General features: G+C 73.0%; 23 protein-coding genes. 7 read left to right on the top strand and 16 right to left on the bottom strand.

The window, feature by feature from the left end:
• Positions 1-21: 21 nt before the first annotated feature.
• Positions 22-819 (bottom strand): alpha/beta hydrolase family protein, encoded by a 798-nt coding sequence (locus tag GA0070618_RS10150; RefSeq protein WP_088981425.1) that lies wholly within the window; start codon positions 817-819, stop codon positions 22-24.
• A gap of 97 nt (positions 820-916) precedes the next feature.
• Between GA0070618_RS10150 and GA0070618_RS10155 the strand changes: the two genes are divergently transcribed.
• Positions 917-1,885: a GNAT family N-acetyltransferase gene (locus GA0070618_RS10155; protein WP_231931682.1), complete on the top strand. Its 969-nt coding sequence runs from the start codon at positions 917-919 to the stop codon at positions 1,883-1,885.
• A gap of 70 nt (positions 1,886-1,955) precedes the next feature.
• Positions 1,956-2,561 (top strand): bacterial proteasome activator family protein, encoded by a 606-nt coding sequence (locus tag GA0070618_RS10160; protein ID WP_088981426.1) that lies wholly within the window; start codon positions 1,956-1,958, stop codon positions 2,559-2,561.
• 13 nt (positions 2,562-2,574) lie between these two features.
• Here the strand turns inward: GA0070618_RS10160 and GA0070618_RS10165 are convergent, their stop codons facing one another.
• The 3 genes from GA0070618_RS10165 to GA0070618_RS10175 all read right to left on the bottom strand — a co-directional run bounded on the left by GA0070618_RS10165 (position 2,575) and on the right by GA0070618_RS10175 (position 5,272).
• Positions 2,575-3,414, bottom strand: coding sequence for an HAD family hydrolase (locus GA0070618_RS10165; protein ID WP_088981427.1), 840 nt, complete (start codon positions 3,412-3,414; stop codon positions 2,575-2,577).
• A complete protein-coding gene (locus tag GA0070618_RS10170; RefSeq protein WP_088981428.1) occupies positions 3,414-4,235 on the bottom strand; it encodes an HAD family hydrolase in 822 nt (273 codons plus the stop codon). Before GA0070618_RS10170 ends, GA0070618_RS10165 begins: the two co-directional genes overlap by 1 nt.
• Before the next feature lie 230 nt (positions 4,236-4,465).
• Complete coding sequence (locus tag GA0070618_RS10175; RefSeq protein ID WP_088981429.1) at positions 4,466-5,272, bottom strand: hypothetical protein; 807 nt, start codon at positions 5,270-5,272, stop codon at positions 4,466-4,468.
• A gap of 280 nt (positions 5,273-5,552) precedes the next feature.
• Between GA0070618_RS10175 and GA0070618_RS10180 the strand changes: the two genes are divergently transcribed.
• The 4 genes from GA0070618_RS10180 to GA0070618_RS10190 all read left to right on the top strand — a co-directional run bounded on the left by GA0070618_RS10180 (position 5,553) and on the right by GA0070618_RS10190 (position 7,311).
• Complete coding sequence (locus GA0070618_RS10180) at positions 5,553-5,984, top strand: OsmC family protein (RefSeq protein WP_088981430.1); 432 nt, start codon at positions 5,553-5,555, stop codon at positions 5,982-5,984.
• 17 nt (positions 5,985-6,001) lie between these two features.
• Positions 6,002-6,142: a hypothetical protein gene (locus tag GA0070618_RS33410; RefSeq protein WP_157748927.1), complete on the top strand. Its 141-nt coding sequence runs from the start codon at positions 6,002-6,004 to the stop codon at positions 6,140-6,142.
• Complete coding sequence (locus GA0070618_RS10185) at positions 6,135-6,497, top strand: metallopeptidase family protein (RefSeq protein WP_172900275.1); 363 nt, start codon at positions 6,135-6,137, stop codon at positions 6,495-6,497. The genes GA0070618_RS33410 and GA0070618_RS10185 overlap by 8 nt, the downstream gene beginning before the upstream one ends.
• Before the next feature lie 94 nt (positions 6,498-6,591).
• The gene (locus tag GA0070618_RS10190; protein WP_088981431.1) at positions 6,592-7,311 is read left to right on the top strand and encodes an AIM24 family protein; all 720 of its coding nucleotides are present in this window, start codon (positions 6,592-6,594) and stop codon (positions 7,309-7,311) included.
• A 91-nt stretch (positions 7,312-7,402) separates the two neighbouring features.
• On the opposite strand, the gene pheA is transcribed toward GA0070618_RS10190, so the two are convergent.
• From pheA to GA0070618_RS10215, 5 genes are all read right to left on the bottom strand, one after another.
• Positions 7,403-8,359 (bottom strand): prephenate dehydratase, encoded by a 957-nt coding sequence (pheA, locus tag GA0070618_RS10195; RefSeq protein WP_088985424.1) that lies wholly within the window; start codon positions 8,357-8,359, stop codon positions 7,403-7,405.
• A gap of 10 nt (positions 8,360-8,369) precedes the next feature.
• Positions 8,370-8,894, bottom strand: a complete 525-nt coding sequence (locus GA0070618_RS10200) for a hypothetical protein (RefSeq protein WP_088981432.1) — start codon at positions 8,892-8,894, stop codon at positions 8,370-8,372.
• Positions 8,895-8,975: 81 nt separating this feature from the next.
• On the bottom strand, positions 8,976-9,365 hold the full coding sequence (locus GA0070618_RS10205; RefSeq protein ID WP_088981433.1) for an ACT domain-containing protein: 390 nt from the start codon (positions 9,363-9,365) through the stop codon (positions 8,976-8,978).
• Positions 9,366-9,426: 61 nt separating this feature from the next.
• A complete protein-coding gene (locus tag GA0070618_RS10210) occupies positions 9,427-9,885 on the bottom strand; it encodes a hypothetical protein (RefSeq protein WP_088981434.1) in 459 nt (152 codons plus the stop codon).
• A gap of 209 nt (positions 9,886-10,094) precedes the next feature.
• Positions 10,095-10,793 (bottom strand): hypothetical protein, encoded by a 699-nt coding sequence (locus GA0070618_RS10215; protein WP_088985425.1) that lies wholly within the window; start codon positions 10,791-10,793, stop codon positions 10,095-10,097.
• Positions 10,794-10,956: 163 nt separating this feature from the next.
• Between GA0070618_RS10215 and GA0070618_RS10220 the strand changes: the two genes are divergently transcribed.
• Entirely contained in the window at positions 10,957-12,168 is a 1,212-nt protein-coding gene (locus GA0070618_RS10220) for an arginine deiminase (RefSeq protein ID WP_088981435.1), read from the top strand.
• Positions 12,169-12,336: 168 nt separating this feature from the next.
• Here the strand turns inward: GA0070618_RS10220 and GA0070618_RS10225 are convergent, their stop codons facing one another.
• The 7 genes from GA0070618_RS10225 to GA0070618_RS10255 form a co-directional block, all read right to left on the bottom strand.
• Positions 12,337-13,221, bottom strand: coding sequence for a DUF5926 family protein (locus GA0070618_RS10225; RefSeq protein ID WP_088981436.1), 885 nt, complete (start codon positions 13,219-13,221; stop codon positions 12,337-12,339).
• A 91-nt stretch (positions 13,222-13,312) separates the two neighbouring features.
• Positions 13,313-13,783, bottom strand: a complete 471-nt coding sequence (locus GA0070618_RS10230) for an ATP-binding protein (protein WP_170107881.1) — start codon at positions 13,781-13,783, stop codon at positions 13,313-13,315.
• Between the two features lie 19 nt (positions 13,784-13,802).
• Positions 13,803-15,260, bottom strand: coding sequence for a sensor histidine kinase (locus tag GA0070618_RS10235; protein WP_088985426.1), 1,458 nt, complete (start codon positions 15,258-15,260; stop codon positions 13,803-13,805).
• Between the two features lie 85 nt (positions 15,261-15,345).
• Positions 15,346-16,134 carry a glycerophosphodiester phosphodiesterase gene (locus tag GA0070618_RS10240; RefSeq protein WP_088981438.1) on the bottom strand — a complete coding sequence of 263 codons (789 nt, stop codon included), beginning with the start codon at positions 16,132-16,134 and terminating at the stop codon, positions 15,346-15,348.
• A 10-nt stretch (positions 16,135-16,144) separates the two neighbouring features.
• The gene (locus GA0070618_RS10245; protein WP_088981439.1) at positions 16,145-16,480 is read right to left on the bottom strand and encodes a rhodanese-like domain-containing protein; all 336 of its coding nucleotides are present in this window, start codon (positions 16,478-16,480) and stop codon (positions 16,145-16,147) included.
• 29 nt (positions 16,481-16,509) lie between these two features.
• Entirely contained in the window at positions 16,510-17,508 is a 999-nt protein-coding gene (locus GA0070618_RS10250; RefSeq protein WP_462358811.1) for an LCP family protein, read from the bottom strand.
• A gap of 167 nt (positions 17,509-17,675) precedes the next feature.
• Complete coding sequence (locus tag GA0070618_RS10255; protein ID WP_088981440.1) at positions 17,676-18,890, bottom strand: LCP family protein; 1,215 nt, start codon at positions 18,888-18,890, stop codon at positions 17,676-17,678.
• Positions 18,891-19,087: the final 197 nt, after the last annotated feature.

Genomic DNA, 19,087 nt, shown 5'->3' on the forward strand with positions numbered 1-19,087 from the left:
TCTCCCACGCTCCGTCAATGGTCATTGATCTTGTTGTAATGATCGCAGCGCAAGCGCCACCTGCGGCCACGCCGACGAGGTCGGATCGATAACACCGAAATGCTCGCAGTCGGGTAGTTCGACGAGCGCCGTACATGCCCCGGCTGCGCTGGCCTTCGACACGAATGTCCGACTCAGTGCGATCGGCACCTGCTCGTCGCGGACGCCATGCACGACCACTGTCGGCGTCCGCAGCGGAACCGTGGTCGACGGGTCGGCCAGCGCGTACCGGTCGGGCACCTCCGCCGGGCCGCCGCCGAGCAGCGCGGCCACCGCCCCGCCGTCCAGATCCCGCCGGTAGGCCTCGACCAGATCCGCCACCGGGGCCAGCGCCAGCACCCCGGCCACCGTCGCCGGAGCGACGGCGGCTACGTGCAGCGCGAGCTGGCCACCGGCGGAGTGCCCCACCAACAGCGGCGGCCCGGGGGCCACCCGGTCGGGCAGCGCCGCCACCGCCAGGCCGGGCAGGGCGGCCACCGCGTCCCGTACGTCGGCCAGCGTGCCCGGCCAGCCGCCCCCCGGCTGCCCCGTGCGCCGGTACTCCACCTGGGCCACCGGATACCCGAGCCCGGCCAGGCCGACCGCCAGCGGGCCGGTGTGCGTACGGTCGTACTCCGCCCGCCAGAAGCCGCCGTGCACCACCACGACCAGCGGACGGGCCGGTCCGGCCCCCGCCGGACGACGCAGGTCGGCCACCTGGTCCGGCAGGTCGCCGTAGGCGACCGTGACGTCCGGGCCGGGGACGGGGCGGGTCAGCACCGCACGGGGGTCGGCAGACATACCGCGACGCTAGCGCCCCCGGCCCCACGCAGGGCAGGGGCGGGAGGCGGCAGGAAAGCGGATGCCGGCCGGGCCGTCCGTCGGTACCGTGCCCGCCATGTCCCCCGTGGAGGTAAGGCCGTTCGAGGCTGCCGACCTGGCCGACTGCGGCACGTTGCTGGCCGCCCGGCACCGTCGTCACCGCGCCGCCCAGCCGTTGCTGTCCCCCCGGTTCGAAGAGGTCGACGCCGCGGTCGCGGAGCTGACCGCCGCCTTCGGGACGGCGGAGGCGTCCGGCGCGGTCGCGTTCCGCGCCGGTGCGCCGGTCGGTTTCCTGCTCGGCGCCCCGAAGCCATCCCCGGTCTGGGGTCCGAACGTCTGGGTCGAGGCGGCCGGGCAGGCGGTCACGGACGCCGAGGTGATGCGGGACCTCTACGCGGTCGCCGCCACCCGCTGGGTGGACGAGGGCCGCTCGGCGCACTACGTCCTCGTGCCGGCGCACGACACCGAGCTGACGCGCGCCTGGTTCCGCCTGGGCTTCGGCCAGCAGCACGCGCACGCCATCCGGCCGGTGTCCGGGCCGGTGGCGCCTCCGGCCCCACGGCTGTCGGTCCGCCGGGCCACCCGGGCGGACATCCCGCTGCTCGCCCGACTCGACGTCGAGCTGCCGCTGCACCAGGGCCGCGCCCCGACATTCTCCGCCGGCCAGGTCGGCACGGTCGAGGAGCGCCTCGCCGAGTGGGCGGACGACATCGACGACCCCGCCTACGCGACGTTCGTGGCCGAACGTGACGGCGAGGTGATCGGTTCCGCGGTGGGCTGCGCCCTGGAGCGGTCGAGCGCCCATTCCGGCCCGGCCCGCCCGGAGAACGCCGGGTTCCTCGCGTTCGCCGCGGTCTTTCCGCAGGCCCGTGGTCTCGGCGCCGGCCGGGCCCTCGGGACGGCGGTGGTCGACTGGGCCGCCGACAGCGGATTCGACAGCGTGGTCACCGACTGGCGGGTGACCAACCTGCTCTCCTCGCGTGCCTGGCCGGCGCTCGGCTTCAACGAGACGTTCCTCCGGCTGCACCGCCTCGTCGGCTACTGAGCCGGCCGCCCACGCTGCTTGCCCACCAGGAGGCCGCCCGGCGAGCGGTGGCACCCCGGCCTGGGTAAAGATGGGTGCCATGACCGAAGGACGTTCCGCTGCACAGAACGACGAGCCGGGCCGGGACGGTACCGGGCACTCCGGCACCGTGGTGGTGGTCGGCCCGGACGGCCGACCGGTGGGCACGGTGCAGACCGACGAGGCCCACCAGGAGGACCCGGCCCGCCTGGTCGAGCAGCCGGCCAAGGTGATGCGGATCGGGAGCATGATCAAGCAGCTCCTGGAGGAGGTCAAGGCCGCCCCGCTCGACGACGCCAGTCGGCACCGGATGCGGGAGATCCACGAGCGGTCGATCGTCGAGCTGAAGGAGGGCCTCGCCCCGGAACTCCGGGACGAGCTGGAGCGGATCTCGCTGCCCTTCACCGAGGAGAAGGCCCCGAGCGAGGGCGAGCTGCGGATCGCCCACGCCCAGCTGGTCGGCTGGCTGGAAGGCCTCTTCCACGGCATCCAGGCGGCGCTGGTCGCCCAGCAGATGGCCGCCCGGGTGCAGTTGGAGCAGATGCGGTCCGGCGGCCGGCAGGCGCTGCCCAGCGGTCCGGGCGCCGTCATCCCCGGCATGCCGGGGATGCCCCAGCCGCCGTCCGGTGAGGGGCACAGCACCGGCCAGTACCTCTGACCGGTCCGGGGGCTCAGCTCGGACCGAAGACCCGGTCCAGGTACGCCGCCACGCCGTCCTCGCTGTTCGCCGCGGTCACCTCGTCGGCGATCGCCAGGACGGCGTGGTGCGCGTTGCCCACCGCCACCGCCCGTCCGGCCCAGGTCAGCATCGGTACGTCGTTCGGCATGTCGCCGAAGGCCAGTACGTCCCGGGCGGACAGCCCCTGCCGGGCGCAGTACCAGGCCAGCCCGGCGGCCTTGGTCACCCCCGAGGCGGAGATCTCCACCAGCCCGGACCGCGACGAGTGGGTGGCCTCGGCCAGCCCGGCGAGTGCCTCGGCCACCACCGACGTGAACCGGTCCGGGTCCTGGACCCCGGCCCGGACCAGCAGTTTGACCGCCGGGGCGGCGAGCAGTTCCTCCGGTGTCTCGATCGCCCGGATCACCGTCGGGTCGGCGTCCCAGGTCAGCGGGAAGTGCGCCTCGTGCCGCATCTGGCGGCTGTCCACGACCTCCACCGCGAGGCTCACCCCCGGCACCGCCGCCCGCAGCCGCCGGGCCACCTCGGCCAGCAGTTCCGGGGCGAGCGGATCGGCGCGCAGCACCTCGTCGGTGGCCGGGTCGTAGACCACCGCCCCGTTCGCGCAGATCGCCGGCAGCGGCGCGTGGAGCTGGTCGTACACCAGCTGCAACCAGCGGATCGGACGGCCGGTGACCAGCACGACCGGCGTGCCCTGCGTGCTGATCCGCTCCAGCACCCGCGCGGTGTACGGACTCAGCGTCCGGTCCGGGCCGAGCAGGGTGCCGTCGATGTCGGTGGCGACGAGCCGGGGGACGGGACGGACGGGGGTGGGTGGAGGGGTCGGGTCCATCAACCGGAGAGTAGCCGGTCCAGGTACACCGCCACCCCGTCGTCGTCGTTGCGCAGGGTCACCTCGTCGGCGGCGGCCCGCACCGTCGGGTGGGCGTTGGCGACCGCCACCCGCGCCCAGCCGGCCCACTCGAACATCGGCAGGTCGTTGGGCATGTCACCGAAGACCAGCACGTCCGCCGGGTCCACGCCGAGCGCCTCGGCGACCACGGTGAGACCGGTCGACTTGTCCACCCCGGCCGGGCAGATCTCGACGAAGCCGAGCCCGGCCTGGGTGAGCGTGGCCACGTCGGCCGGCACGATGGCCCGTGCCGCCTCCAGCAACTCGTCCACGTGGTGGTCCTGGGTACGCGCGAACGCCTTGATCACGTCGTGGGTGAGGCACTCCGAGCGGGTACGCGCCTCGAACAGGTCCTGGTAGGGCCAGCTCGGGTGGTAGTCGCCCCAGAGTGGGGCGCCCGGGTCGTCCAGGGCCTCGACCATCACGGTCAGCGGGCCGACCGCCGCCTCCAGGCCGGCGACGATGTCGGCCAGCACCGCCGCGGGAAGCCGCTCGTCGCGGAGCACCACCGGTCCGGCCGGGTCGCTCTGGTCCACCACCCGGCCGCCGCCGGCCATCACCAGGTAGTCGGCGGCCCGGATGTCGTTGCGGGTCAGTTCCGTCAGTCGTGGCCCCCGACCGGTCGCGCCGACGACCGGGATGCCGGCGGCCCGGATCCGGTCGAGCACCCCGTGGGTGAACGCGGAGACCGTCTCGTCGCTGCGGACGAGCGTTCCGTCGAGGTCGGTGGCGATCATCTTCGGTAGTCCCGGGCGGGTCATCGCTCCTCCTTCGCCCGCCGCCGCCGCGCCAGCCGAACTGGTCGTCGGAGCCTCGCCGTGCGTGACGGCGGGCAGCAACCGTACCTCGCCCGACCGTTCGTAACCATGGCTTCACGGCTAATCGAACGCCAACCCCCGGTGTCGGTCCGGCTACCCGCCGGACCTGGTCGGGGGCCGGCGGTCGACGCTGCGGAGCCGGAAGCGAACAGCCGACGACCCGGTGCCCGTGGTCAGCGGTCGGCGGGTGGCTCGGGATGGGCGAACGGGGCGGAGGGCTCCACCGTCAGCCCCTCCGGCGCGGGCGGCTCGTCCTCCACCGCCCGACTCCGCCGCCTCGGCCACCACGACCGTTCGGCGGGCTCCGCCACCGTCGAGTCGCCCGACTCGGACGCCGGGGGGTACGGGGAGTCCCCTTCCTGCGGTGCCGCCGTCCCGGGCCCGGGGGACCCGTCCCCCGGATCCGACCGGCGGTCGGCCGACCCGCTCAGCCGCAGCGCCGCCCCGAGCAGGGCCACGCCCACGAAGGCCATCACCAGCCCCCGCCCGTACTCGACCTGGAAGCCGCTGTCGGCACTGTAGAAGAGGGACCTCCGGGTGGAGTCGTCGAGCGAGACGGCCGCCGCGGCCAGGAGCGCGAGCAGCGCCACCGCGAGACCTGAGCCGAGCACCCGGGCGTTGCGCCGGGCGTCCCGCGTGCCGCCGAGTGCGAGTGCCGCCGCGCCGGTCAGGCCGAGCAGTCCGACGAGGTAGCCGATCCCGAAGCCGCCCACCTCGGAGACCCCGCCGGGGACGCGGAGGCTGCCGCTGCCCTGCGGCCCGTTCTCCGGCACCGTCATCACCAACCACTCGCCCATCAGCGAGGCGAGCGCGGCGGCACCACCCAGCCCGACCAGGACGACCGGGAACCGGGGGTCACGGCCGAGCCCGGCCACCGTACGGGTGAGGCGTTCCGGCGCGGGAGCGGACGGGCCCCACTCCAGGACGGCCGCTTCGTCGGACCGGTTGCCCTGGCGGGGAATGGGGAGATCCTGGGACATCGGCCACCCTTCCGCGGTCGCGGGTCCGAGCTGCAACGTTCGCGGGTCTGTGCCGAATCATGACACAGCCGACTGGGAACGGCCGGGAGCGTGCGGCCCGGACGGCCGTACCGCTCCGGGTGGGGTTGGTTGGTTGCAGGGGCCCCCTCCTCGTCAAAATGCGGTAGGAGGGGACCCCTGCAACCACTCCGGGCCCGCCCCGGGAACCCCGGGCGTCGCGATCGGGTCGTGGCCGGCGCAACCGGTCGCCGGGTGACGGCCGGTCGGATAGCGTCGTGCCATGCCTATCCGTAACGCATCCGCCCGCTGGCAGGGCAATCTGACCGAGGGTTCCGGCACGCTCCGCACCGGCCAGGGAGGGTACGAGGGGAACTACTCGTTCAAGTCGCGCTTCGAGGAGGGCGAGGGGACCAACCCGGAGGAACTGGTCGGCGCGGCGCACGCCGCCTGCTTCTCGATGGCCCTCTCGAAGGCGCTCGCCGACGCGGGCACGCCGGGCACCTCCGTGGAGACCACCGCCAAGGTGCACCTGGACAAGACCGACGCCGGCATGACGGTGACCCGGATCGAACTGGACACCACCGGGCAGGTCCCCGGCATCGACGAGGCGAAGTTCGTCGAGCTGGCCGAGGCCGCCAAGCGCAACTGCCCGATCTCCCGGCTGCTCTCCCCGGGCGCTGAGATCAGCCTGACCGCCCGCCTGGCGTCCTGAGCCAACCACCGCCGGGCATGAGCGTGCCCCCGGCACCGGCGGCGGGCGTGTCCCCGGCACCGGGCGTGGGTGTGTCCCCGGGCACCGGCGGCGGGCCGGCCGCCGGTGCCCAGGGCGTGGGCGTCGCCGACCCCACCGAACTGCGGCAGAATGGGTGACGTGCCGGTCGAGATGAGTCGCGAGCGCTTCGAGGAGCTGGTTGGCGACGCCCTCGACGAGGTGCCCGAGGAACTGCTCGCCCTGATGAGCAACGTGGTGATCCTGGTCGAGGACGATCCGCCCCCGGGCGACCCCGAGCTGCTCGGCCTCTACGAGGGGCACGCGCTGACCGAGCGCGGCTGGGACTACTCCGGTGTCCTGCCGGACCGCATCCTCATCTACCGCCGGCCGATCCTGCGCATCTGCGACAGCGACGAGGACGTCGTCGACGAGGTCGCGGTGACCGTGGTGCACGAGATCGCCCACCACTTCGGCATCGACGACGACCGGCTGCACGAGCTGGGCTGGGGCTGACCGGGGGCCGGTCGGCCCTCGTCATCGGCCGGCGGGCCGGTTGCGGTGCTCCCCTACCCTCCAGCAGGACACCGGCGAATCAGGAGGAAGACCCATGCGCAGCGCGCTGTTCTCTGCGGAGAACCTCGAGAAGGAGTCCGCCCAGCCCGGCATGCGGCTGCAGAACGCCAAGATGCTCAAGATCGAGCTGAACGGCGAGGCGATGGCCCGCGTCGGCTCGATGGTCGCGTACCAGGGGCAGGTGCAGTTCCAGGCTCTCGGCTCCGGTGGTCTCGGCAAGTTCCTCAAGCAGAAGCTCACCGGTGAGGGCGTCCCGCTGATGAAGCTCACCGGCCGGGGCGACGTCTTCCTCGCCGACTTCGCCAAGGACGTGCACATCATCGACCTCGAACCCGGCGACGCCCTGTCCATCAACGGTTCGAGCGTGCTGGCTTTCGACTCGAGCCTCCAGTACGACATCAAGATGGTCGGCGGCACCGGGATGGCGGCGTCCGGCCTGTTCAACTGCGTCTTCAGCGGCCACGGTCGGATCGCCATCACCACCAAGGGCACCCCGGTGGTGCTCAACGTCGACGCCCCGACCTACGTCGACCCGCAGGCCGCCGTCTGCTGGTCGGCGAGCCTCCAGACCGGCTACCACCGGGCGGAGCAGCTCGGCCTGGGCACCCTGCTCGGCCGGACCACCGGTGAGGCGTTCACGATGAGCTTCGCCGGTCAGGGCTTCGTGGTGGTCCAGCCCTCCGAGGAGCCCCCCATCCAGGGCAGCGGCACCCAGCAGCAGCAGGGTGGCCTGCTCGGCAACCTGCTCAGCTGACCTGCCGACCGGTTCGCCGGGGCACCCTCCTCCCGCTTTCTGCCGGGGAGGGTGCCCTTTCCGGTGCCTCGTCCGGGCAGCGGGGCACGGATCAGGGCTGGGCGCCGGCGCGGAGGCGGGCCAGCCACGCCGCCGCGTCGGCGTAGTCGGCGTCGGAGAGACCGGCGGGGGCGGGGACCGGCCGGTCACCCGCCGCGCCGCTGAACCGGTGCCGGGGGTACGACCCCAGGAAGCGCACGTCCGCGCAGACCCGACGGAGTCCCTGCAACGCCTCCCCGAGCCGGACGTCGGCGACATGACCGGTGCAGTCCAGGAAGAAGACGTACCGGCCGAGCGCCTCGCCAGTCGGGCGGGACTCGATCCGGGTCAGGTTCACCCCACGCACGGCCAGCTCCATGAGCACCGACAGCAGGGCCCCGACCCGGTCGTGGGCGATGTAGACGGCCAGCGAGGTGAGGTCGTCGCCGGTCGGCGGGGGCGGCGGACCCGGCCGGGAGACCAGCGCGAACCGGGTCACCGCGTCCGGGTGGTCGGCGATCTTGTCAGCGAGTACCGCCAGCCGGTGCCGGGCGGCGCCGATCGGGGCGCAGACCGCCGCGTCGTACTCACCGGAGGCAACCCCACCGGCGGCGGCCCCGTTGGAGAGGACGTCCACCACCACCGCGTCCGGCAGGTGGCCCCGCAGCCAGTTCCGGCACTGGGTGGAGGCCTGCGGGTGGGCCGCCACGCTCCGGATGTCATCGAGGGTGGTGCCGGGGCGGGCGCCGAGGACGAACTCCACCGGCAGGACCACCTCCCGGGTGATCACCAGGGGCTCACCCTCGGCCATCTCGTCGAGGGTCACGCCGACCGCGCCGCCGATCGAGTTCTCCAGCGGCACCAGGGCGGCGTCGGCCTCTCCCACCCGCACGCTGTCGAGCGCCTCCCCGACACTGCGCGCGGGCGTACGGGTGCCGCGCTCGGCGGCGGGGACGGTGCGCAGCGCCTGCTCGGCGAAGGTGCCCTCGGGGCCGAGGTAGACGAAACGCGTCGGCGGTGTTCCCGGCATGCCGATCAGCCTACGCACCCGGCAGGCCGCCCGTACCGTCACAGGCGAGGGTCCGGATCCCGGTCGGTGCGGCGGTGCGCACCTCGATCGTGCAGACGTCCGTGCCGGCGGTCACCAGTCGCAGCGACCCCGGACGCCCCCGGGTGACCACGGTCAGGTCCTCGTACCCGGAGACCGCCAGCACGGTGTGCTGCCAGTCGTCCGCACAGAGCGGGCCGCTGCGCACGCTGACCCCGCTGCCGCCGGGCAGCGCCCCGGACGAGCCGCGTACCACCCGGAGGACCTGTTCCCGGGACGGACCGCTGGTGCAGGCGACGGCGATCGCGCCGGAGGAGCCCGGGGTGGTCGGGAACGCCGTCGGTGGCGGGAGCGGAAGACCGGTGGGCGGGCCGGGCGCGGCGGTGGCGGACGGCGCGGCGGTGGCGGTGGGCGTCGGCCGGGCCGAGCGCTGCTCCAGCTCCGGGGGAGCCGCGCACCCGCCGAGTACGACGGTCAGCAGGCTGAGCGCCAGCAGCCGGGAGAGCGTGGTGGGCACGAACCGGTCCTTGGCATAGGTGGACGTCGTTCCGACGGGAGGCCTTGCCCATGGTAGGACGCGACAGGCCCGCCGGTGAAGTCAGTCGGCGATCCGGTGTCCGGCTCCACGCAGGGCGGCTGTCGCCTCGGTCAGGCGTACCGCCGGCACCAGCAGGTGGTCGGTGTCGTAGGTGGAGAATGCCACCGCGTTGACCCGCGCCTCGGCGAGCGGGCCAACCAGGGCGGCGAGCGTCCCGGTCACCGCCAGGTCCAGCGGGCCGACGACGCGGAGGCACCGCCAGGCCGTCTCCACCGCCAGGCCGCCGGGCACCCGGCCCATCGGGCAGATCAGGGAGACCCCGTCGGCGGCCCAGCTCACCGAGACGACCTGCCCGCTGCCGAGCTCGCTCCAGAGCGCGGGTGGGAGGGCGGCACCGGCGGCCAGCCGGCACACAGCGTACTCGCCCGGCAGCAGAGCGACATCCAGCATGAGGGCACCTTACGGCGTCGGGGAGGTCCCGGCCTACGCCGTTCTGCCGCGTTGCCGGAGGTCAGACCTCGGAGAAGAAGGTGAGAGAGCCCGCCACCACGCCGTCGGCGAGCACCGGCGTGGAGATGGCGTCGACCGTGGCGTCCGGCGCGTCCGCGACGGAACCCTGCACCCGGAGCAGGCCGCGGGCGAGTCGCCCGGAGGAGAGAGCCAGTAGCGGAGGAATCTTGTCGGCCTCCTGCTCGGTCAGTTCGCCCCGGTTGGCGGTGAAGTCGAGCAGGCGCAGCCCGCCGTCGAGCAGCGGCAGCCCGATCAGTTCGTCCGGGGCGCCCAGGCAGAGCAGTTCACAGCCGGACGCCGACACGGCGGCGACCTTGGTGTCCAGGTCGATGAGCAGGCAGGGCTCCAGTGCCCGGGAGACGGTGGCGGACCATTGTTCGAAGTTGCCGAACCCGGGCTCTGTCGGGGTCCGTGCCGCCGGCACGAACACGTCCGAAAGCGAGAGTTCGACGTGGGCCACCGAGCCTCCTCTGTGCACCGCCGGGCTGTCCATGTTGGTCGGCCGCCCGCCCACCGGCGACCCGCGGAAGCCACCGGACCGCAGGTGGGGCGGGTGCCCGTCAGCGGATGACCGGCGACGGCGCGGACCTGTGGTGAACCTCCGGCCGCGTAGCGTCGCCGGTGACGTTACCGGTGGTTGGCCCGCTTGTCAGCGGCCATTCGGCTTTCCTAGTACCACCGGTAGTCGGCCGTTGGACGGTACGTGCCGTTACTCCAGGTGCCGGGGTACTGGGCGACCTGCGCGAGTTTCTCCGCCGTGGCCGGGCTGATCCGCGCGCCACCGGCGATGAGCAACCGGTCGAGTTCGCGGTGGGTGGCCATGAGGATGTCCTTCGGCAGGCCGTAGACGCTGATGTCGCCGGAGCCGACGAAGGCCAGCACCGGCGTTACCGGGATGGTCTTGCCGACGGCCTTGGTGAGCGCCTTGCTGGCCCGCTTGGCGTCCCGACGGGCGTCCGCCACGTACGGCGGGCGCTTGCCGTTGATCTGGACGACGTCCCCGGCGACGAGCACCCGGGTGCGGCCGTGGTCGACGATGCTGATCGCGAAGAGCCCGCTGGGACCGATGGCGAGGAACCCGGCGCGGTCGTCCTGGACCGGGTCGAGCACCGTGTCGGCCAGATCCGCCCGCGGCCACTCGATCACGTGCCAGGCCGGCCCGAGGGTGTCGAGCTGGCCGAGGGCACGCGCTCCCGCGGCCTCCAGGCGGCGGGCGCCCTTCTCGGCGCGGCGACGGCGCGCCCACCCGAACGGCGAGGGCCGGACCGGGGCGGGGAGGCCGGAAGCCTCGACGTGGGACTGTGGACCCCCCCTGGGCGGCAGTGCCCGGCTGGTGGATACGGCTCGACGTGCGGGAAAGACAGACATCGCGACCTCCGGCAAAAGGTCCCTCGAAGTTATGTCCTCACTACCCTACGTGGCTAGTCCGGTGTGTCGGCAAGTCGAAGCACCGGAGTGAGTGCGGATGAATGCCACATTCATGCCCATCTCTTTTCCCGGATGCCGTCAACCACTGGCCTAGGCTGCGTGGGTGACCCACTACGTGGACAGTGAGGTCGGCCGGCTCCGCACCGTGCTCCTGCACCGGCCCGGCCCCGAACTCGCGCGACTCACCCCCCGCAACAACGACTCACTTCTGTTCGACGCTATCCCATGGGTGGGTAGGGCACAGGAGGAGCATGACGCCTTCGCCGCCGCCCTGCGCGAGCGCGGGGTGGAGGTGCTGTACCTCGCCACCCTACTGGCCGAGACACTGGCCGTCGCGGAAGCCCGCGCGGAGCTGACCGACCAGGTGTTGCGGGACCGTCGCCTCGGTGACACGCTGCGCCGTCGGGTCGCCGACCACCTCACGTACCTCGACCCGGCCGCCCTCGCCGACGTGTTCGTCGCCGGCCTGGCCCACGAGGAACTGCGGACCAGTTGGGACCGCCCCGGAGGGCTGGTCTACACGCTCATGGACCGGCACGAGTTCGTCATCGACCCGCTCCCGAACCTGCTCTTCACCCGCGACTCGTCACTGTGGATCCGGGACCGGGTCGGGGTGACCAGTCTCGCCATGCCGGCCCGGCGGCGGGAGACCTCGCTCACCGACGCGATCTACCGGCACCATCCCCGCTTCGCCGACTCCCGGTCGGTCTACGAACCGGGGCTGGAGCACCTGGAGGGCGGCGACGTCCTCCTGCTCGCTCCCGGAGTGCTGGCGGTGGGGGTGGGCGAGCGGACCACGCCCGCCGGCGCGGAGCGGCTGGCCCGGCGGGTCTTCGCCGCCGGACTGGCCCACACCATCCTCGTGGTGCCGATCGCGCAGGAACGGGCCACCATGCACCTGGACACCGTCTGCACCATGGTCGACGTCGACGCCGTGCTGATGTACCCGAACGTCGCCCACACGCTGTCGGCGTACACCGTGGTGGCGGGCCCGGACGGCGAGCCGCAGGTGGACGGGCCCGCCCCGTTCCTGCGCGCCGCGGCCGACGCGATGGACCTCGACGCGCTCCGGGTGATCGACACCGGGCTGGACCCGGTGACCGCCGAGCGCGAGCAGTGGGACGACGGCAACAACACGCTCGCCCTGGCCCCCCGGCTCTGCGTCGGCTACGAGCGCAACGTCGAGACCAACGCCCAGCTGGAGCGGGCCGGCATCGAGGTCATCCCGATCGCCGGATCCGAGCTGGGTTCGGGCCGGGGCGGCCCGCGCTGCATGTCCTGCCCCCTGGTCCGCGACCCCCTCCGGCCCGACTGAGGTGCCCACCCGACCTGCTCGGCTGCCCCGACTGAGCTGCCCTGCTGAGGTGCCCGGCTGAGCTGCCGGGCTGAGGTGCCCGGCTGAGGTGACTGCAGGGGACCCTTGCTCACCAAAAAACGTGAGGAAGGGCCCCCTGCAAACACCTGGGAGAAGCGTCGGCCCGCCTCAGCGGAGCGTCAGCTGACGGCCGAGAAGGCCCTGACGGGCGCGGCGGCCGGCCGCGTCGAGCGGGGTCGGGTCCGCGAGCGCCTCGGCGTACCGCTTGGCGAACTGCGCGAGCGGCTCCTCCCACTCGGCGGCGGGCGGCTCGTCGGGCAGGTCCCAGACCGGCACCAGCCGGCCGTGCGCCCGGAACATCCCGGCGAAGCGGGTCTGCTCGCCCAGCGTCAGCGTGCCGGCGGACCCGAGCCGCGCCAACGTGTCCAGGGCAGCGTCCTCGTCGTTCGGGAGGACCCACCGCACGTGCGCCTTTTCCGGCACCTGGCACCAGTAGGCGGCGCGGGCGGCGGTGAGCTTGACGGTCGGATAGACCGCCGCGTTGGCACGCTCCAACGACGCCTGCACGTTCGGGTCGTCGCCCGCCCCGGGGTCCAGCCAGAACTCGAACCCGTCGTGCATGGTGACGTCGAGCGGCCCGTCGACCAGGACGTCCTGGAGACGGGGACCCGGGCCGGGCAGCGGGGGCACCGGCACCGACCGGCCCGGCTCGGTACGCAGCGCGCAGAGCAGCGCCTCCGCCAGGTCACGGGAGACGTCGCCGGACTGGAGGTGCCGCTGGAGCCCGATGAAGATCCGCCCGTCGGGCTTGGTCATGGCCGGGGTGGCCATCGGCAGCACCGTCGCCAGGGTCACCGGGCGGTCGCCGTACTCCTCGACCAGGGCGGGCGCCAGGCGCAGCGGCGCGGACGCGGCCGGCACCAACTCGCGCAGGGCGATCCACTCCGGCTCGTCGCTCAGTCCCTCGAAGGGGCGGGGGACGAAGATGTCCCGCACCTTCTCCCGCTTCGGGGTGTCTTCGGCGGCCCGCTGGTTCTTTCGACGCTTGCTCACGGCGAGACAGCCTAAGGGCCGGGCGGGACGGATGTGGGGTGCGGTGCGTCCGACGCCGGTCGGCGCGCCCCGACCGCCCGTCTGCGAACCGTCAGCCGGCGGCCACCAGGTCGGCCCGGCCCACCTCGGCCGGGTCGAAGTCGGCCCAGACGCTCTGCCCGAGACCGTCGCGGTCGACGCCCCACCGGCTCGCCAGGCCGGCGACGATGTGCAGCCCACGACCGTCGGCCGCGTCCAGACCGGCCGCCCGCATCCGGGGCGCCGAAGCCGCCCCGCCGTCGGTGACCCGGACCCGGACGTGCTGCCCGTCGCCCTCGGGGCGTAACCGCCAGGCCACCCGGACCACCCCGCCGGGTAGGGGGTCGGCGTGCCGGACCGCGTTGCCGACCAGCTCGGCGAGGACCGCCACCAGGTCGGCCAGCAGGGCCGGCGGCACCTCGTCGGCGAGCACGGCGGCCAGCCGGTGCCGGGCCAGGCGCGCTCCACTCGCGTGGTGGGGCACCACCACGCACCAGGACCGCTCCGCCGACCTCGCCGACACGCCCGTGCCTCCTTGCCGCATACCTCGTGCCGGTGGGATGTCACCCGCGCGGCAGCCGCACCTCTGCGACGGTACCCCCACCCGCCCCTGGTCGGAGCGATACCCACCCGTTCCGCCGCTCCACGATCCGGCGGACGAGGTAGAGACCGAGCCCCGCGCCGGGATAGCGTCGCCGGTCCCCCGACTCACCCTGCCAGAACCGCTCGAAGGCGCGTTCCACGTGCTCCGGCCGGATGCCGATGCCCTGGTCGACGACCCGGAACGCGACGGTGTGCTCGTCGGCGTCGGCGCTGATCCCGATCGGGGAGCCGGGCGGGGAGTACTTGTCGGCGTTCGTGGTCAGCTCGGTCAGGACGGTCGCCAGGTCGGCCCGGTCGCCGAGCGCCGGAGGCAGGCCGGCGGGAAGGTCGAGGACGATCCGCTGTCGTAGCTCGGTGGGGAGACCGGCGACCGCCGACCGGAGCGCCTCGACGAGGTCGAGCGCGGCCGGCGGGGTCTCCGCGCCCGGCCCGAAGTCGGTGGCGGAGGAGAGCAGCCGGTCGACCAGGCGGGCCAGCTCGTTGGCCCGTTGACCGATCACCCGGGCCGCCTTCCGGCGGTCCGCGTCGGTGAGGGAGTCCCAGTGGTCGGTGAGGGTGTTCGCGTACCCCTTGATGACGGTGACCGGGGTGCGCAGCTCGTGGCTGGTCACCGCGACGAAGAGATCCCGTTCCTGGTCGCGGTGTTGCTGGTCGGTGACGTCGCGGAAGGTCGCCACCCGCAGGGCCCCCGGCCCGGGCAGCTCACCGGAGGTGATCCGGAGCCAGCGCCCGTCCGGCAGCCGGTGGTCGAGCACCTGCCCGGGCGGTGGCAGCGGGAACGGCAACGGCTGGCCGAGGGCCTGCCCGGTGCTGCGGCCGGTCACCTGTGCGGCGGCCGGATTCCACAGCCGCACGTAGCCGTCGCCGTCGACCACGGCCAGCCCGTCGGCGAGCGCGGCCACCACCGGCCCGTCGCCGTGCACCGGCAGCCCGGTCTGGTCGCCGTACATGTGCGCGATGCAGGTGGCGAGGTAGCCGATCACCGCGCTCTCGCCGGTGGCCTCCCCGTCCGACGTCGGATGCAGGGCGTGCAGGCTGCCGACCGCCCGGCCGCCGATCTCGGCACGCGCCGCGACCAACCAGCAGAGTCCCCGGCGGGCCAGTTCCTCGGCGAGGTTGCCGGTGAACCGGTCGGCCCGGACCCGCTGCACCCGGGGTCCCTGCATGAGGAAGGCGGTGGCCGGGTCGGAGAGGGGCAGCGGACGACCGATCGCCCACTCTGCCGCGCCGGTCGCGGCGATCACCCGCCCACCGTTCGGGGTGAACTCCACGAACGCCATTCCCGCCGCGCCCAGGGCGGGTTGGGCCACCCGGAGCAGTTGGGTGAGCACGGGCAGCCCGGAATCGCCCGAGTTGATCCTCTCGACGACGACGGTGTGGCCGGCGACGAGAGCGGCGTAGTCGGGTCGCTCCGGCATGCCCCAGAGTGTGCCTTCCCGATCGGGTTCCCGACACCCCAGGCCCGGTTCGCCCACGCCGTCCCGGTCGGTCACGGGGCGCGGTTCAGCCACGTCGGGCCAGGGCCAGGGCCGGTCGGTCGGTGATGATGCCGTCCACCCCGGCCGAGAGGACCAGGTCGAGGTCGTCCGGCTCGTTGACCGTCCAGACGTACACCTGGTGGCCGGCGGACCGCAGCGCCGGGACGAGCCGTGGCCGGGCCCGGACCAGGGCGATGCCCGGCCCGGCGATCCGGGTGCCGAAGGGCAGCCTGCCCGGTCGCAGCCAGCCCGGCAACGTGTCCAGCAGCAGCACGGTCGGCAGCGCCGGGGCGAGTTCCCGGGTACGCCGCACCGCCAGCGGCGAGAACGACATCACGGTGACCCGTACCGGGTCGTCCGGTCCGGGCTCGGTGAGGCCGTACCGGCGCAGCATCTCGACCAGCCGCCGTTCGACGTTCCCGCCGTACCGGGTGGGGTGCTTGGTCTCGACCAGCAACCGGACGGGTCGACCGGCTTCGCGTACCGCGTCGAGCAGCCGCTCCAGGGTGAGCAGCCGGGTCCGCGCGGGGTCGACCGGTTCGTCGGCGTCGAGCGGCCCGCAGCCCGGGTGCCACGAGCCGAAGTCCAGCGCGTCCAACTCGGCGAGGGTACGCGTGCTGACCCGGCCCCGCCCGTTGCTCGTCCGGTCCAATCGCCGGTCGTGCACGCAGACCAGGTGTCCGTCCCGGGTCAGTCGGACGTCGCACTCCAGTCCGTCGGCGCCCTCTTCGAGTGCCCGCAGGTACGCCGCGAGGGTGTGCTCGGGCAGCGCGGCGGAGGAACCGCGGTGGGCGAAGACCAGTGGCCCGCTCATCGCCGTCGGCCTAGGCGACCTGACCAGGGGCTCCACTGTCGGTGGTCACCGGCCGTCCGGCGGCGGCCCACTGCTGCATCCCGCCCTCGACGTTGCGGACCCGGTCCCACCCGTTCTGCACCAGGTGCGCGACGACGTGCGCCGAGCGGCCGCCGGAGCGGCAGATCACCGCGACGTCGACGTCGTTGGGCACCTCGGCGAGCCGGGCGGGCAGTTCCGTCATGGGCACGTGGTGCGCGCCGGGGGCGTGCCCCGCCGCCCACTCGCCGTCCTCCCGCACATCCAGCAGGTAGGTGGCGTCGGTGATCTCGTTCACGGTCACGGTGGGAATCTCGGGTCCGAACACGGGTACCAAGGTTAGACCCTCGTGCCCTCTCAGAGTGAGTTCACCCACTGCGGATTCGCGGCGGCCCAGCGCGTCATCCGCTCGCCCCGGACGGCCCCGAAGAGTTCGGTGCCGCCGCCGTCCAGGACGACGTACGACACCTGGCCGATGAGCTGCGGCGACGAGGGCACCCGGACGCCGACCAACCCGTCGGCGGGAAGCGCGCGCAGCGCCAGGACCAGGTCCTCCAGCGGTACGCCGTTGGTGTCCACGGTCAACGAGTCCCCCACCGCCCGGATCAGCGAGTCCAGCTTCAGCGGGTCGCCGAGCAGGTCGGTCTGGCCGGCCTGGTCGAGCATCGCCCGGAGCAGTTGCTGCTGGTGTCGCTGCCGGTCGTAGTCGCCCCCGGGCAGGTCGTACCGCTGCCGGACGTAGTCCAGCGCGGCTGCCCCGTCCATCTGCCGGCAGCCGGGGGCGAAGATGGTGCCGGTGTGCACCGACCGGACCTCGGTGTCGACACACATCCGGACACCGCCGAGCAGGTCGACCACCTGGCGGAGCCCGGTGAAGTCGACCACGGCGGCACCGTCGAACTCCAGGCCGGTGAGCCGGTGCAGGGTGGCCGAGAGCAGCCGGGCGCCGCTGTCGCCCCCACCCCCGAGGTCGTACGCGGCGTTGATCTTGTCCTGTCCGCCGCCGTACCCGTTGGCTGCCGGCGGAATGGTGACCAGCAGGTCGCGCGGAACGGAGATCAGGTAGGCCTGGCGCAGCCCGGCGGGCAGGTGCACGATCAGGATGGTGTCCGAGCGCTGGTCGGTGTCGTCGGCGCCCCGGAACTGGTCGGAGCCGATGAGCAGGTAGTTCAGCGGCCCGTCCGGGTCGGTCCGGTTCCGGCGTGCGTCGTCGTCCAGCAGGTGCCCCCGGGCCACCGAGCGGTCGTACCGCTCGGTGAGTGCCCGTACCCCGACCACTGCGGCCACCGAGAGCAGGGCCAGGGCGATACCGACGCCGACCATGGCCCGGGCCCAGCGCGGCGCGGCGGTGCCCACCGGCCCCGAACCGGTCCGCGCTGACCTGGACGTGACGCCTCCCCCGTAGCCCGAGACGAGCTTTGCTCATCTCAGGCTACGAGTCCGTTTTGCGTTACGGGCGGCATTCGCCCGATCCGGTGGTCTGCCCTGGCCGTCCGGGACGGATCACGTGGGTCCGGGCTCGGTCACTTCCGGGTGGAGAGGACGCCCGGGTTCGCGAAGACGAACTCGGCGAGCCGGTCCTCCTTGACCGCCTTGAACATGTCCATGGTCAACGGGCTGAGTGCCTCACGGCCGTGCTCGTTGCCGTGGTAGGTGCCGTTGTTCGTCCGCAACATGGTCAGCTCGTTGTCGGTGACCCCGCGCATGGTGAAGACCAGGTCCGCAATGTTCGCCCGGCCGGTGTCCAGGATCAGCGTGTCTCCGGCGGCGTCCAGCAGTGCCTTCAGCTTCATCGGGTTGGTCATCGCCCCGTCGCTGATCGCCTTCTTCGCCATCGCCTTGATCAGTTGCTGCTGGTTCTGCTGGCGGTCGTAGTCGCTGTTCTTCAGGCCGTACCTCTGGCGGGAGTAGTCCAGGGCCTCCCAGCCCTCCATCTCCCGGCAGCCCTTCTTGTGCACCACCGGGGTCCTCTTCTTGCCGCTCTTCTTGGCGTCCGCGTTCCACATCGGCTCGCCGTCGACGTACGACATGTGGATCGACTCGACCTCCTGGCTGACGCAGATGCGTACGCTGCCCAGGGCGTCGATCACCTTCTTGAACCCGCCGAAGTTGATGATCGCCGCGCCGTCGAAGCTCACCCCGGTCATCTTCTTGATGGTCTGCGCCATCAGCTGGGCGCCCCCGGCCCAACCGCCGCCGTTGCGCGCCCCGTACTGGAACGCGGCATTGATCTTGTCGGTGGCGCCGGTGAAGCCCGTCTTCTTGAAGGCCGGAATCTGCGCCTCGGTGTCCCGGGGAATCGAGATCAGGTACGCCTGGTCGTGGGTCGCCGGAATGTGCAGGACGATGATGCTGTCCGCCCGCACGTCGTCGGCCGCCCAAGTCGCCCGGGCGTCCACGCCGAGCAGCAGCATGTCGATCGGGCCTTCGAGGGTGTCACCACCCTCGGCGTCGCTCTTGCCGGCGTCACCGAGCAGGTTCTGCTGGGAGATGTTCCCGGTGGCCTGACCGATGAGCGCCTTGCTGCCCACGATCGCGGCACCGCTGGTCATCATCAGCATCGCGCCGACGATCACGGTGATCCGGGCCCAGAGCGGATCCTTGCGCCGCTTCCGCTTCGGGGTGGTGTCCTTACCGCGACCGCCACCCCGGCGGGGCGGCGGAACGACGGAGGCCGAAGCGCGTCCTGCGGGGGCGGATTCCCGCGACGGAGGGCGACGGCGGGTCTGAACCGGCATGCCTGCTCCAGTTCGATATCGGGGGCGGGATCACTTTACGGATCCGCCCCCGATCTGGCGAGTTCATCCGGCCGTTATTTTCCGGTCCACCCGCCGTCACCGCTGATTGCTGGCCGAACGGCTGATCCGCCAAAACCGATCGTCGGCTGGTGCGCCGGTAGAGGGCGACCCGCCGCCGAGGGGTGCTGACGTCTGTC

The sequence above is a fragment of the Micromonospora echinospora genome (assembly GCF_900091495.1).
In the GTDB taxonomy this organism is placed as follows: Bacteria; Actinomycetota; Actinomycetes; order Mycobacteriales; family Micromonosporaceae; genus Micromonospora; species Micromonospora echinospora.

Coding starts and splice junctions, on each gene's coding strand:
- GA0070618_RS10150 (WP_088981425.1), bottom strand. CDS start 819: ATGTCTGCCGACCCCCGTGCGGTGCTGACCCGCCCCGTCCCCGGCCCG.
- pheA (WP_088985424.1), bottom strand. CDS start 8,359: ATGCCGGGAACACCGCCGACGCGTTTCGTCTACCTCGGCCCCGAGGGC.
- GA0070618_RS10215 (WP_088985425.1), bottom strand. CDS start 10,793: ATGTCTGTCTTTCCCGCACGTCGAGCCGTATCCACCAGCCGGGCACTG.
- GA0070618_RS10230 (WP_170107881.1), bottom strand. CDS start 13,783: ATGCGGCAAGGAGGCACGGGCGTGTCGGCGAGGTCGGCGGAGCGGTCC.
- GA0070618_RS10235 (WP_088985426.1), bottom strand. CDS start 15,260: ATGCCGGAGCGACCCGACTACGCCGCTCTCGTCGCCGGCCACACCGTC.
- GA0070618_RS10165 (WP_088981427.1), bottom strand. CDS start 3,414: ATGGACCCGACCCCTCCACCCACCCCCGTCCGTCCCGTCCCCCGGCTC.
- GA0070618_RS10190 (WP_088981431.1), top strand. CDS start 6,592: ATGCGCAGCGCGCTGTTCTCTGCGGAGAACCTCGAGAAGGAGTCCGCC.
- GA0070618_RS10240 (WP_088981438.1), bottom strand. CDS start 16,134: ATGAGCGGGCCACTGGTCTTCGCCCACCGCGGTTCCTCCGCCGCGCTG.
- GA0070618_RS10205 (WP_088981433.1), bottom strand. CDS start 9,365: ATGCTGGATGTCGCTCTGCTGCCGGGCGAGTACGCTGTGTGCCGGCTG.
- GA0070618_RS10180 (WP_088981430.1), top strand. CDS start 5,553: ATGCCTATCCGTAACGCATCCGCCCGCTGGCAGGGCAATCTGACCGAG.
- GA0070618_RS10255 (WP_088981440.1), bottom strand. CDS start 18,890: ATGCCGGTTCAGACCCGCCGTCGCCCTCCGTCGCGGGAATCCGCCCCC.
- GA0070618_RS10185 (WP_172900275.1), top strand. CDS start 6,135: ATGGGTGACGTGCCGGTCGAGATGAGTCGCGAGCGCTTCGAGGAGCTG.
- GA0070618_RS10175 (WP_088981429.1), bottom strand. CDS start 5,272: ATGTCCCAGGATCTCCCCATTCCCCGCCAGGGCAACCGGTCCGACGAA.
- GA0070618_RS33410 (WP_157748927.1), top strand. CDS start 6,002: ATGAGCGTGCCCCCGGCACCGGCGGCGGGCGTGTCCCCGGCACCGGGC.
- GA0070618_RS10170 (WP_088981428.1), bottom strand. CDS start 4,235: ATGACCCGCCCGGGACTACCGAAGATGATCGCCACCGACCTCGACGGA.
- GA0070618_RS10160 (WP_088981426.1), top strand. CDS start 1,956: ATGGGTGCCATGACCGAAGGACGTTCCGCTGCACAGAACGACGAGCCG.
- GA0070618_RS10155 (WP_231931682.1), top strand. CDS start 917: ATGTCCCCCGTGGAGGTAAGGCCGTTCGAGGCTGCCGACCTGGCCGAC.